This window comes from Pseudomonas sp. 5.2 (assembly GCF_059025405.1).
The window spans coordinates 208076-222995 of the sequence record NZ_JBYBHH010000004.1; the positions used below are offsets into that span (position 1 = coordinate 208076).

The following is a 14920-nucleotide window of genomic DNA, read 5'->3' on the forward strand; positions in this document are numbered from 1 at the left end:
CGCCCCCGGCCCGCGCTCTGGCGGGTCAGGGGCGTTGTTACACACCCCTCTTCAACCGCCGCCCGTCAGCCCCTGCGCCCCGGTGGCTTCCTGGTCACGCTCACCTCCCCCGCTTCTGCCGCGCGCGCCCATTCTGCTTGCAGACGCGCCAGCGCATTGCGCACCCGCGCCATGACCGCCTCGCTCAAGTGATTGTGCTCAAGGTTTACGGTCTCCGGATGGGCCTCGACCCAGCCGAGTGCCTCCTCGCTCAATGCCGCGATACGGTTGCCACGCAAGTCCACGACCATGTCGGGATGACGCTGCAGCAACGCCAGGGGCATACTGCGCAAGCCGGTTGCGCGTAATGACAGGTAGCGCAGTTGCACGTTGTAGTGCAGCCTCGGCGCCATACCCAACGGGTTACCCTCCAGGCTCAGGACTTGCAACCGGGAGAACCATTCCAGTCGCAACTCGCTTTGGGCGTCCAGGACAATGGCGTTGTCGCGCAGATCCAGACGGGTCAAGCGGCCGAGGCCATTCAGTTGCTCCGGCACGCGGGTCAGCCGATTGGCACTGAGGTTGAGGATGCTTAGCCGGGCAAGGTTGCCAAGGCTGCGTGGCACATCATCCAGCAGGTTGCCACCCAGCTGCAGGTTTTCAAGGTTCGGCAGTTGCCCTGCGCGGTCATCCAGCGCAGCGATTTGATTGAAAGAAAGGTCGAGGCTGGCCAGATGCTCCAACTGCTCGATACCGGCCGGCAACTCGCCAAGCTGATTGCCACTGAGGTCCAGGTCCGTCAGTTGCCTGGCATTGCCCAAGCCGTCCAAGGTCTCGAGCAAATTACCCCCCAGACTCAACCTGCGTAGGCGCGGCAGATGCTCAAGCCCCTCAAAGGCCGAGAGCTGATTGCCTGAGAGGTCGACGTCCTCCAGGTTGGGGAAGCGGCGCAGGAAATCGCCGCTGAGCGTGGCAAGCTGCTGGTTACGCAGCGATAACGCGCGCAGGCGTTCGAACTGGATGCCAGCCGGCAGTTCGGGAAGCGAACTGACCGCCAGCCCATCGATGGATGAGCCCAAAGACGGCAGTTCATCTCGGTAATTTGCCTGCCAGGCTTCGCGCAACACACCGGCGATGTAGGACCGCGCAGCATATTCCGGCTCACTGGGTTGCCCGCGCCACGCCTCGAAGCTGTGTTCAAGCTGCCGCGACAAATGCGCATAGGCAAGGGTGCCGGGCCCATGCGGAGGTTCAAGCCGATACCAGGTCCACGGGTTGCCACGCGCCAGTGACAACGCTAATGCCTGCTCCTCTTCCCTACGCTGCGCAACGATCGCATTGACCGGTCCGCTTGGGGCATGGTCCTGGCCCGGCTCTGGCACCAACGCGGCCAGACGCGCACCGTACCTGCGGCGTATGGCTGCAAACTGCGTGCTGTATTCGACCCGCACGTGGTCCTGCCAGAACGCCTGCTGCACCAGGAACTGGCTGAGCGCCTCTGACGTCTCGGCGCGGTGCACGGCAGCCTCGGCCTCGACCAGATCACCCAGCGTCACTGTGCCGACATGCTGAAAGTCCAGGTAGGTCGGCTGGCCATAGAGGCCCAACGGCTCTGCTAGCCCTACTCGGAACGCCAGGTGAATGTCGTCCTGCTCGGCCTCACCCGGCCGCTCTTGCAAGCGTTCGATGTGCTGTGCGGCAAAGCGGTCGACCTGATCGAGCCTGAACAGCTCGCGGCCGAGGTTGCGCAACTCACGCTCGACCCGCCGGCCACGCAGGCCATCGGTGCGCAGCGCGACCTGCAGCCTGACGACCAGCGCATCCAGGTCCGCCCGCCCGCGTGGCAGGGCCGCCTGCTCGAACACCGCGCGCCGCACATGGGCATGGTGATACATCGCATTGAGCAATTCCCCAACGCGACGCCGCATGCCCTGGGCCTGGCGGGTAAATGCCTCGGCATGCAGTAGCTCTGCGAGGCACCCAAAGAACGCAGCGCTGTCGGCTTCGGCCCGAAGTGCCTCCCACTGGCCGCGACGCCGGGCGGCTTCCGCCTCGCTCAGCCCCTCGAACCACTGTTCATGCTCATTTACCCTTTCCACCACAGGAGGGGGCGGGGCAGCATTCAGCCGTTCAAGCGCAACCGGTGACAGCGGATTGCCTTGCAGGCGTACACAGTCGGGGTTGGCCCGCAGCACGGCGGCCTGCGCCTCACTAACGTCAACGATGCGATTGTGGGTGAGATCGACCCATTCAAGGTTCGCCATGTGCGAGGTATCGGGCATGGCTGTCAGCCGGTTTCGCGACAGGTCCAGTTGGTTCAGCCGCGGGAAGCGGGCGAGAAAATCGGCGTTGACCGCCGTCAGCTCAAGGTTGCGCAGTGTCAACGCGGTCACATGATCAAAATTCACCGCCGGCGGAAGGTCGGGCAGGCTGCCCAACCGTGTGCCTTCGAGGACCAGTATGGGGTTGCCACTGGCATCACGAACGCGTCGCTGCCAGGCATGCCGAATGCGCCGTGCCATGCGCGTGCGCCTGATCAACTGGATCGGCCCGGACGATTGCCTGCGCCAGCGCCCTAACGCCTGATCCAGTGCACGCAGCGCTTCGCACAGTTGCAGGTAGTAGTTCCAGGGCGTCAGCCCCTGCTCGCGGGCGGTATTCGTGAAGGCTTCGAGGGCGCTGTCATCGTAATCAGGGAACAGCCGCTGAATACCCCGGCGCAGTGCGCGATTGCTGCTTTCGCCACGCCCACTCAGGGGGTAGCCCAGGCGACCATCGCCCAGCCGCACCGGTGGCCGAAAACCCAGCCCGACCGGCGCCATGCCCAGCAGGGTGGCGGCCTTGTCGCGCTGCTCGCTGGCCCACTTCGACAAGGCATCGGCCAGTGCCTGCGGGGACTCGCTGGCTTCACCCAGCGCCCGACGCTGCCACGGGTCGAGCTGCAGCAACAGCGCCTGGAACAGGCTGTCTTCGGCCTGGGCCGCAGTCAAGGGGCGCCCGTAGGCATCCAAGGCCTGATAGCCCTTGGCAGTTCTGAGCACGCTGCGCACTTCAGTGGCGGCCTGGGCACCCGCCCAGGCGGTGCGCTCGCCGGTCAGCGTGCCGCTGCGCAGCTCTATGCGTACAGCTCGCCAGGGCGCCCGGTCGGCAATCAAGGCCAAGGCCAGTTGCTCGCTGTCGCGATTGAGCGCTGCCGCTTGCAGCAGGCCTGCACAGGCGCGGTCCAGGCGCGCATCTCGCAGGTACCAGCGCGCCTGCTCGGCCAAGGCCAGCGGTACGCGCTGGCGTGCTTGCAGGTGCTCGACCTGCGCCTCGGTAGCGTGCTCGATGATTTCCCGCGCCCCGCTTACCGTGAGCCCGGGAAAGTCACGCTGCAACAGGGCTTCGTCCGCCGTGGGGGGCGCTTGCTGCGCCTGCAGATGACGCTCGAAGCCTTCGTCCCGCAACCAAGGCAACTGGTCATGCAGTTGATGACGCTGCACGGCATCCAGCAGCCGCGCAGGGGGCGGTGCGTGTTCTACATGCAGCCGGCGCAGTCGGTCCTCGTCGAGCCCGGTTGCACGCAACACTTCATGGGCCACCTGGTCATCGAGTTGCGCCAGGTCATGGCCCAGGTCACGCAACAACTGAGCACTCCCCTGCCACTCGTGGGGGCGTTCGAGTTCATGCTGCCAGCCGCCGGCATCATTGCCCTCAAGCAAGGGCGCATAGGCATTGACGCGGACAGGGTGGCGGACGCGCCGTTGCTGCGATTCAGCGTCCAGGTCGGTCAAGTGCCTTGCTACCGGTGTACGCAGGTACTCTCGCCCCTCTGCCACGGTAAGTTGCCCCACAGCGCCTGGCCCCTCGACGGCATAGCCGGGGAGCTCAGGGTCGCACAGTTTCAACCCGTGCTGACTGGCCTGCACGGGGACTAATTCATCGACCACGGCTGCACGGGCCAAGCGATGCGAGGCAGCACCCGCGCCGACATTGGCTGCTGTCATGATCACCGTCTCGGCCACGGCATAGGCATGCTCCAGTGCGCCCTGCCGGTCACCCAACTGCCAATCGGCATACCCCTCGTACACCTCGTCCGCCACCTGCAGCGCTGTGATGCCCAACAACGGCAACGCCAGCACCGGTAAGGCGAAACTCGCCAAGCCCAGTGCGTCGAGGGCAAAGCTCAGGTAGAAGTGCAAACGCCGGTCCCGCTCTTGAGCATCCACAGCGGCGGTGGGCACGGCATGCACTTTGGCGTTGTCCAGCAGGGTATCGATCTGCTGCTTGCGCAAGTGCTCGAACAACGGCAGCTCGATCGCCTCGTGGCGGCCATCGAGCTGAACAGGGGCATTTTGGCCCGCACGTTTCAACGCGTTGTCCAGGGCTCGCGTGTAGGCTTCTCGGTCTCGCTCACCGATGAACCGCTGGAAGAACTCGATGTACTTCGGCAAGCGGAACTGTTTGCCCAACGTTAGGAACAGCGAGTCCCAGGAGGCGAACCAGGTCAAAGGGCCGTGAGGGTCATCGGGGATCCAGCAGAGCACGCCTTCTTGGCCAGCATGACGGACCTGGAAGGCCACGGCCCCTCGCACCCGCTGGCCAAACACCCTGATCTGCCGCGGTTCGAACCCGGCGATCGCTGACTTGGTCGCGACCATGGCCACCAGCGGCGCACATTGCTCACAGGCATGCGCCACGATCTCTCCATTGACCAGCGACTGTCGCAGAGCGGCCTCCAGGCTTGCGCGAAAGCCCTCCTCCATCAACGCTTCAATTTGCCGGCCAGCCTCCCCGCCTGGGGTCAACTGCCCCCGCAGGTAAGCCTGATATTGCCCACCCAGGTCAAGCGAGCGGCACAGCAAGGTGAACGCCCTGGGCGACAGACCGAGGGCTTGCCCCTCGCTGTCCAATACCGCACTCCCCTGCATGAGCCCAGTGGCGAGGGTTTCGCCCTCGGTGAAGTTGTGCAGTGCCGACTGCAACAGGCTGTGCTGGTAGACCTGCGTTTTGACCCCATCCGGGATCTGGGCAACAAACGACGGAAAGCGCTGCAAGGTTCTGCGCCGCAGCGTGGCGCGACGCACATCGAGCGTCAGCGGGTGTTGCGCCTGTAATGCGTGTTGCAGCAAAGGCGCGGCAAACGCATCCAGCGGTGTGATCTGCGCAAGCAAGCCGCACAGCTCATGCTGGACCTGCTGCTGCCAGCGCTGGCTTTCATGCAAGGCGTAGAGGGTATCTAGCGAGGTCGCGGTCAGCCAGGCAGGCAAGCGGCTGGCGATCAGTGCGTCGGGGGAATCATTGGCGAAGGGCAGATTTGGCATCGCAGGCTCCTTGAGGCCGGAGCTGGGATTGCACCAGTACAGGGCGAGGCGCTTGCGGTAACTATGCAAAGCACCCCGCACACAGTGGCGTCAGCCGCGTTGGCTGAGCGTGTCGAACTTAGCCCACGCAGCCCGCCAACGTGCCAGATCCTGCTCATCAAGGGGGTTGTTGTTCAGGTTGAGCCGGTTGGGGTGCTGCCGAATCCACGCCAATGCCCGCTCGCTCAGTTCGACGATGAGGTTGTCGGCGAGGTCCACATAGACCTGTGCATGACGCTCCATGAACGCCAAGGGGAATTCACGCAGGCCAGTCGAGCGAAGCGACAGATGGCGCAAATGGTCAAGGTTGCGCAGTGGCGGAATCATACCTATCGGGTTGCCATTCAAACTGAACGTTCGCAATTCGATGAACGCTTCCAAGCGCTGGCCGCCTGCCACGTCGATGACGATCTGGTTGTCCGCCAGGTACAACTCGGTCAGTTGCCGCAGCCGCTCCAGCCCCTCGGGTATCGCAGCCAGCTGGTTGCCGCGCAAGTTGAGCACTCTCAAGCCAGGCAGATTACCAATCACCGCGGGTACGCTGCTGAACCGGTTATCGCCCATGTGCAGTTGCAACAGCCTGTTCAGCCCGCTCAGTGTGCCCGGCAGCTCGCCAAGGCGATTGCCGGACAGGTTAAGCTGCGTCAGACCGACCATGCGCTCGATACCTGCCGGCAGCGACGTGAACTGGTTGTTGCTCAGGTTCAAGTACTGCAGCCGGATCAACCGGTGAATCTGCTCGGGAAGTGTTGAAAGCAGGTTGTCACTGAGGTCCAGTTGGGTCAGCAGTGTCAGGCCCTGCACACCGTCTAGCGCAGCAAGGCGGTTGCGACGCAGGTCCAAACGCGTGAGCCGGGTCAGGGTTGCCAAGCCCGGTACCTCCGTGAGCGCGTTGTCGTTCACGATCAACTGGGTCAATGACGACAGGTGCTGCACCCCCTCGAGGGTGGTCAACCGGTTGTGCTGCGCATCCAGGCTGATCAAGCGATACAGGTTGCCTAGCCCTGGCACCTCCGTCAGCCTGTTGCCACTCAGTTGCAAGCTTCGTAACTGAGGAAAACGCACCAGGAAATCACCCTCGAGCGCGCTCAGCCCGACATTGCTCAGGCACAGACGGTGCAAGTGCCCGAAGTGAAGACCTGGCGGCAGCACGGGCAGGCTGCCCACAAGCTCGTTGCGCACAATCAACTCATCGACCCCGCCAGGGCCATAGAAATCCGGCTCCCAGGCCTCGCGAATCATCTGCCCGACGCGCTGACGTCGATGGTAATTGACGGCCGTAGCCTGCCCCCGCCAAGCGCGCAAGCTCAGGTCGAGCCGTTCGACCTGCCTGGCCAACTCACTGAAAGCGGCCCAGACCGTGCGCCCTGGCCTTTGCGCCAGTTGCAGCGCCAGCCACATCACATCCTGTGCCGGGCGGTGCGGGAACAACTGGTGCAGCCCGGCGCGAATGGACTGGCGAGCGCGCATGTCTGCCGTGGTGAGAACCTGACCGCGCGGTGGGCGCAGGGCATCGCCACCACTCAGTGGGTAGCCCAGCCGACCATCGCCGAAACGCACGGGCGGACGAACTACCCCCTCTTTTGACGCCATGCCAAGCAATGTTGCCGCGCGCTCACGTTGCTCACCGGCCCGCACCGCCAAGGCATGCCCAAGCTGCTCGCCGGTCTGGCCACCCTCACCTAGCACCTGTTTTTGCGCCTCATCGAGGTGCCACCACAGCGCCTGGAACAGAGTGTCATTTTCGCTGGCTGCAGGCGACGCTTGGTAACCCTGGCCGCGCCTGATGACGTAACGCACGTCAGCGGCCCCTTCTGCCCCGACGTGGGCGAGCAGGTCCCCGCTCAGGCTGTCATTGCGCAGCTCGATTCGGACGGTTTGTGCCCATGGCGCCGCATCAGCCAGCAGGCCAAATGCTAACCGCTCGGTGTCGGCATTCACCGCCGCCGCTTGATAGAAGCCTGCGCAGGCACGGTCCAGGCGGCTGTCACGCAACAGCCAGCGCGCTTCGCTGGCCAAGGCAAGCGGCACGCGCTGGGTGCCGATCATGCGCTCGACCTCTTCAGGCCCGGCGCGCTGGGTGATCTGCCGCGCAGCGCGCGGGGTAAGTCCGGGGAAGTCACGCTTCAACAGCTGCTCTGCCGCCTCCAGCGGGCGTTGCAGCCCATTCAGGTGCAGCTCAAACGCATCGCCGTGCAATTCAGGGTACTGCGCATGCAACTGATAGCGCTGCAAGGCATCATGCAGCCGCGCCGGTGCTGGCGCATGCTCAAGGTGCAGGCGCCGCAGGCGCGCCTCATCAAAGCCGGTCGTGTGCATGACACGCTCGGCCGTCAGGGGGTCAAGCGCCGCCCATGCGCTGTTCAAGCGCTGCATCAACTGCGTCGCCCCTTGCCAGTGCTGGGGGGTTTCCAACTGATGGCTCCAACCGCCCTCGCCGTTGCTGTCGAGCCAGGGCGAGTAGGCGCTCGGTCTGCTGGGGTGCTGAATACGCAAGCCCGCGCCTTGCGCATCCTCGGCTATCTGGTAGGTTGCCAGGTGGGTGCGCAGCCGTGTCTGCCCGGCCACGCGGGTACGCTCGCCAACGGCCAACCCCAACTGCGGCACCGCGTAGCCGGGTAGTTCGGCATCGATCAGGCGAACCTCGTCGTGTGCCTTCAACACCGGCACCAGCGCATCAACGTACGCCGAACGCTCGATCAGTCGTCCCGCCACGAGCCCAATCGATGCCACGGCAACGCCGGCAGTCAGGTTTTCGGCAACGCCCCACAAGTGGTTCATCGCCCCCTCACGGTCACCTAGCTGCCAATCGGCATACCCTTCATAGACTTCGTCCGCGATCTGCAGGGCGGCAATGCCCAGCAGCGGCAGGCCAAGAACAGGGACAAACAGGCTGGCCAATCCCAAGAGATCGTACCCTGCGCTGGCATAGTCGCCCATGCGTCGTTCGCGCTCAGCCTGGTCCGCCTCGGCAGTTGGCGTGGCCAGTACACGCGCATCGTCCAGCAGCGTATCGAGGCGGACTTTTCGCAGATGCGGGAACAACGGCCGGTCAATCGCTTGGCTGCGACCATCTAGCTGAATCGGCAGCGCGCCCGCTCTGGCCTGTAGCAAACGACGCAGTGTGCGGCTGAAGGCACAGCGGTCACGCTCACCGATGAACCGCTGGATGAAGGCTGGGTAGCCCTTCGCCTGGCATCGTCGGCCCAGGCCGTGCCACAACTCATCCCACGTCGCAAAACGCTGCAGCGGACCGTGGGGGTCATCGGGAACCCATAGCACCACACCCTCCAGAGGCGCACTCGTCAGCCCCCCTCGCCGCGCCTCGAAAGCCAACACACCGCGCAGCTGCTTGCCCAGCACACGCAGATCGAATGGCAACAGGCGCGTAGTGTCGGAGTCCACCACGGCCACCGTTGAAAGAACAGGGAGGAACTGCAGGTACAGGCGCTCATCAATTTCGCCCTTGAGCACAGCCAGACGTACATCAGCCTCCAGGTTGGCACGCGCGCTGTCTTCGAGCAGGGTCTCCACCTGCTTGCTCCTCTCCCCCGGCCCCAACAGAATTGACTCAAGATGGCGCTGATAGCGCCCACCCACGTCGACACTTCGGCAAAGCGCTACATAGACCTGCGGGCTCAGTGATTGCGGTTCACCTTGCGCATCGACGATGACGTGGCTTTGAAAAGCACCAGAGGGCGGTGCCTCATGCTCGCTGAAATTGTGCAGCGCGGCCGTCAGCAAACTCACCTCAGCGATCTCGCTTACCGACTTGCCCAGCCCGCCAGGGCCCACCGATGCAATCGGAAGGGTGGTGGTGGTGCGCAGCTTCACCTGGCGCACATCCAGCGCTGGCAACTGGCGATCACTCAGTGCCTGGTCTAGCAATGTCTTGGCAAAAGCGTCCAGTGGCGTGACACGGGAAAACAGCTCAGCCAAGCGGTGCTGGCTGCGTTGCTGGCGCTGCAGACTAACCCGCAGTTTGCCCAAGTGATCCTCGGATGCGCTGGCAAGCCAGGCCGGCAAGCGGCTGGCGATCAGGGTATCCACTGCGTTGGGTTGAGGCTGTGGTGAGGGCATTGGCGGCTTCTCTGGTTGGTCAAAACCCGAGATAAACAGCATTCCCCCTCACCACTGCGGTACTTAATGCTCCTGCGCAGGATGACGCATGCACGCCTCAACGGTGAGCTCACGAATCAACGTATGGAACACAGCGTTTCGCTCAGCCGCCAACACTGCCATACGCTGCATGTATTCATTTGGATCGATCGCCAGGGCATCCAACGCATCCACGCGCGTATTGAAACCCAGTAGCCGAGCATCAAACCGTTCAGTAAAGCGCTGATGGAGATAGTCCTGCCAGTACCTGCTGCCTGCAAGCGATTCGATAAGTGCTTCAGGCCTACCTTCCTGCAAAAGGGACAACTGTTCGCGGGCTAACTGTACATAGGCACGCTCAAGATCATCATCCTGCAGGCCCTCAGTGCGCAGCGCGCGAACCCTGGCGAACTCAAGCCGATCGAGCTGGGCGAGATAGCTCTCGGCCATGCCGTCTCGTTGCACCTCATCGAAAATGGCCCCTCGAACACGCTCATTCAATTCACAGGCGTCGATCAGGCTCCACACTCGCGCCTGTAGGGCTTCAACATCCTGCTGAAAATCTGCGGTTCGACTCAAACCGTCGAGGAACGCCAACCAATCTTCGACACCTGGCTCTGCCGTGAGCCGTGCCCATTGCGCTTGCCGTTGCTGCTGAAGTGGCGAGGGCAGGCCTTGCAGCCACCGATCACGCGAGGCGTCGACGCCATGATGCTGAGCCTGCGGGTTCGCCATCCTAACCACTACCCGCTCCGGCGCACGGGCAGCCTGAGCTTGCAACTGTGGTTCCGGGTGTGGCTCCGGCTGTGGCCCCGGCTGAGGCGGTTGCGCAGGCTCCAACACTGGCTGGACAGCCGCCAACCGACGCGCGCTGTCGTCAGACAGTGGATTGAGCTGGAGGTTGACGCCCTGAGGGTTCGCTCGGATCAAGCGGACCGCTTCCTCACTCAGCTCACTGATACGATTGCCATCGAGCCTGAGCGTCAGGTTGGGGTGTTCACGCATAAGCGCCAAAGGGAACTCGCCCAGTTGGCAATTGGCGACCGCCACGCTCTCCAGTGAAGTGCTTTGCGGTAGCGTCGGTAGGCTACCGAGCGGGTTAGTGCTCAGGTTCAGCATCCTCAGCGCTGACAATGCGTTCAGTCGAGCGGCGCCCCCGACATCCACGACAATCTGGTTGTTCGCCAGGCCCAACCGTTGAAGCCGGCCAAATCCGCGCAAGGCGTCGGGTACCTGGGTGAGGCGATTGTCATTCAGAAACAGCATCGTCAGATCAGTCAATCGCTCCAAGCCTTCAGGCAGCGACGCCAACTGGTTGTTGGACAATGACAGATCATCCAGCCTGCGCAGGTCACAGACCCATGCCGGCACTTCGCTGAGGTGGCAGTTGTTGATCCGCAACTGAATCAGATTAGTGAAGCGGCTGAAGTAGTCGGGCGCGACGCTGGAAAAATCGATGTTTATCAGCCGCAGCCAGCGCAGCCGCCCCCAACTGATCGTGTCAGGAAATGGCGGCAATGCACCAATCTGCGCACCGTCAATGCGCAGGGCAAAATGTCGCTCGTGGGGGGGCGATACGCTTCCCGGCACCTCCGGCAGCCAGCTTCCAAGCAGACGCCGTGCAAAGGCCAGCCGGCCAGGGTCGTCGCCGCACCACTCTTCCAGGCTTTCTCGCAACGTACTGGCCTGCTCAAGCACATTGAGATGTGCAGCCAACACCTCATGCTGCGGCAGATGCGCACTGGCATTGGTCACCTGGTTGCCAATCCTAATCAAGATGGCACGAAGCGCCTGCACGCGCTGAGGATCATCTGCAAGCATCTGATCCCCCTCTTGAGGTGCAAACGGATCCACCGGTTCCAAGCGATCATTGGCGTCCAGTCGCTGAACTGACGCCTGGGACAAGGGGTTGTAATCGAGGCAAATACGCGCCCTGTCGCGAGCGATCAATCGCAAAGACTCATCATCCAGCTCAACGATCCTGTTACCCTCAAGCGCTAGGCTCATACCCGGATGCTGGCCAAGCAGCTCTGTTGGAAACGCCTGCAGTTGAGTGTTGCGCAGCGTAACCCGTCTCAACTCGATGCTTCTGACCAACGACGGCATGCTCGCCAGCGGGTTACCGTCGAGTATCAGCACCTCCAGCTGTCGCATGCCTTCCAGACGAGCACTGTTGTGTGCATCGATGACGATACCGTTGCTTTCCAGATTCAAGGTCCGCAGTTCGCCCAATTGCCCAAGCACCTGCGGGATCACCGTCAAACGATTGTGGCCCAGGTCCAGGCTCGACAAACGCGCCATGCGCGAAAGTTGAGCCGGCAGTGCCGCCACGCGATTGCTTCGCAAGCTCACATGGGTGAGTTGTTCAAGGTCTACAAGCCACTGGGGCAGTGCCTCCAAGGCCGTATTTATCAATCTCAAACTACGCAGGCCGGCAAAGTGTTGCGCAGTGATGGGAGGCAACTCCATCGCACTGGTATTGCGCAGCGTCAAGCCGCTCAGTCGGCCCCAGCCAACGGTGTGCGGGAACGTTGGCACCCCGCCGGTCAGCGCGCCGTCAAGATCAAGTTGGAAGGTTGGCGTTTCACCTGGCAACTGTGGATGCCAAGCCTGCAGAATCTCTTGCGCCATGATCGCTCGCGATGCACTCCAATGCAGTCGCATACCACGGTCCGCACCTGCAGCGCGTTGCGCCGCATCCCCCGCTTGGCTCCAGGTATCCAGGCTGGTGCGCAATGTACTGACCTGCCGCGCCAAGTCAGCATAATGGTTCCAGACATCCCGCCTTGGCGTGCGGGCAATGGCATCCGCGTACTGGCGCAGGGTTTGCTCTTCGCGGTCGGGGAACAGGCGCCGCAGGCCTTCGAGAAGAGGGCGAACCTGCGCCTCGTCGATCACCAACGAAGGTTGTTCTTCTGGCAGACGCATACCCGGCCTGCCACTTAACGGATAGCCCAAACGCCCGCCGCTCAAGCGTGCGAGTGGCCTCAAGCCCAATGACGCAGGTGTCAGCCCAATCAATTGTTCCGCCTGTTCATGGCGCGCGTTTGCGCGCTGTCTCAAGCCATCACCCAACTGCGTGGCGGACTGCCCTGCCTCCCCCAGCACACCGCGCTGCGCTGCATCCAGCTGCTTTAGCAACGCTTCAAAGAGGCTCTCACCCTGTACAACGTTAGTCAGCTGTGTGCCAGTGCCGCTGTAAGCCAGGTATTGGTCGTTATCTCGGACAATGATACGCACCTGATCGGCGTTGTTCGCCCCTGCCCAGGCGATCAATTCACCCTCTCGAGTCGCTTGGCGTATCTCCACCCTTTCGCCTTCAGGCCAAGGCGCCCAGCCTTCGATCAGCCCAAGGGCCAGCCGCTCGGTATCGGCATTGATCGCCGGTGCTTGCCACAAGCCCGCGCAGGCGCGGTCCACGCGCGCATCGCGCAGGTACCAGCGGGCAGTGCCAGCCAGTGCCATGGGCACCTTCCGCTGAGTAACCATGCGTTGCACCAGGCTTGGCTCGGCATTGGCGACGATCTCCTGCGCACCACGCACACTCAGCCCAGGGAAAGCACCCCGAAGAATACTTGCCTCAGGGGAGGCCGAAGGCTGCTCCGCCTGTAACCGTTGCTCGAATGCTGCACCCTGCAGCCCGGGCTCACGTTGATGCAGCTGATAGCGTTGCAGGGCATCGAGCAGTTGTGCGGGGCTGGCGCATTCTGCGCATGCAGGCGGCGTACGCGTGCTTGATCAAAACCGGTGATGTGCAGCACATCGTTTGCCGTGGCATCGGATACCTCACTCAACGTGCTACCCAAACGCCTGAACATCTGCGCTGCATCCTGCCACTGCTGCGGAACTTCAAGCGCATGGCGCCAGCCGCCGGCACCATTGTGCTCCAGCAACGGTGCGTAGGCGTGCAGGCGCGTTGGGTGCAAAATGCACAGCTGTCGTGTCAACGGATCCTCAGCGACCCTGTAGGTGCCAGTGTGGGTGCGAAGTCGCTCCTGCCCTGCCTCGCCGCCTCGCTCACCCACCGCCAACGTGTCGTCCAGCACTTCGTAACCAGGCAGTTCGGGGTGTACCAGGCTTACCTGCCCCTCATGCAACCGCACGGGCACCAACCGGCGCACCAGGCCGGCGCTTTTGAGCACACGCCCAGCAACCACCCCGACACCGACGCCTACCCCAACCAGGGCAATATTCTCGGCAACGCCTAACAGGTGCTCGAGCGCTCCCTGCCGGTCACCCAGTTGCCAATCGGCATAGCCCTCGTACACCCCCGAGACCACCTCGACCGCCGCAATGGCCAGCAAGGGCAAGCCCAACCAAGGCACGAACAGGCTCGCGACCCCAAGCACGGACAAGCCTGCATCGAGGTAGAAGTGCAGGCGCGCGTTGCGCTCGTTGCTGTCCTGATCTGCCGTGGGTACCGCCAAGACCCTGGCATCATCAAGCAACGTGTCGAGCTGCACCTTACGCATGTGCTCGAACAGCGGCAGCTCGATAGCTTCATGACGGCCGTCGAGTTCGGCAGGCAGGTGGGCAGCACGCGCTGCTTTTGCTTTGCTCAGCGCCTGGGTGAATGCCATTCGGTCGCGCTGGCCGATGAAGCGCTGGAAAAACGGCTCATAGCCGGGCAGCCGGAACAGCTCGCCTAAGCTACTGAACAACGTGTCCCAGTTGCCATACCAGGTGAGGGCCCCCTGCTCGTCACCTGGGATCCAGCAAAGTACGCCTTCCAGAGGTGCAGTTGCCTGCCCACCTTGCCGCACTTCAAAGGCCATGGCCCCACGAATTTGCTTGCCGAGCAGCCGCAGGGCTTTGGGGATCAACACCGCTGAATCACTGCCCTCGGTGGGCACAGATGACATGAGCGGTAGAAACAGCTGATAGCTTCGCTCATTGATCTCACCCTTCAAGGCAGACAGCCGCACTGCCGCCTCCAATGCTGCACGGTGGCCCTCTTCGATTATCCGGTTGACACGGCGCCCCTCCTCTAACGGGGCTTGATAGCGGGCCTTGAGGTAGTCCTGATATTGCTTGCCCACATCGAGTGTGCGACAAAGCTCAGCGAATGCCACGGGCGCAAACGCAAGGGGGCTGGCGTTTTCATCGAGCAATGTCGCGCCGTCCTGAGAGGCCGCCTCACCCGCACTGAAGTTGTGCAGTGCGGCCTCAAGCAACGAATGCTTGAAAAACCGCACTTGCGGCTTGCCCAGCAGTTTTGCCAAAGGTGCAGGGAGCACGACTTTCAACTGAATCTGCGCCTTGCTCACGTCCAGCTGCAACTGCTGATCGTGCAGGGCCTGTTGTAGCAGGGGGGCGGCAAAGTCATCGAGCCCAGTAGTCCCTTGGTAAAGACCCTGTAGCTGCTGCTGAACGTCCATTTGCTGGCTCAGGCACAGGTTCAGTGCCCTCAGACGCTCCGGTGTGGCGTTGGCCAGCCAGTTGGGAAGGCGGCTGGCGATCAACTCGTCCAGCAGGTCGTCGCTATGGGTTGCCATCGGCAT

The 14920-nt window shown here is 62.9% G+C and carries 4 protein-coding genes; all 4 read right to left on the reverse strand.

Annotated features, from left to right (window positions below; translation table 11 throughout):
• Positions 1-65 precede the first annotated feature (65 nt).
• Positions 66-5282: an NEL-type E3 ubiquitin ligase domain-containing protein gene (locus AC5PZ0_RS08670; RefSeq protein ID WP_493854701.1), complete on the reverse strand. Its 5217-nt coding sequence runs from the start codon at positions 5280-5282 to the stop codon at positions 66-68.
• Positions 5283-5372: 90 nt separating this feature from the next.
• Positions 5373-9401 carry a dermonecrotic toxin domain-containing protein gene (locus AC5PZ0_RS08675; RefSeq protein WP_493854702.1) on the reverse strand — a complete coding sequence of 1343 codons (4029 nt, stop codon included), beginning with the start codon at positions 9399-9401 and terminating at the stop codon, positions 5373-5375.
• Between the two features lie 63 nt (positions 9402-9464).
• A complete protein-coding gene (locus AC5PZ0_RS08680; protein WP_493854703.1) occupies positions 9465-12962 on the reverse strand; it encodes an NEL-type E3 ubiquitin ligase domain-containing protein in 3498 nt (1165 codons plus the stop codon).
• 2 nt (positions 12963-12964) lie between these two features.
• A complete protein-coding gene (locus AC5PZ0_RS08685; protein WP_493854704.1) occupies positions 12965-14920 on the reverse strand; it encodes a dermonecrotic toxin domain-containing protein in 1956 nt (651 codons plus the stop codon).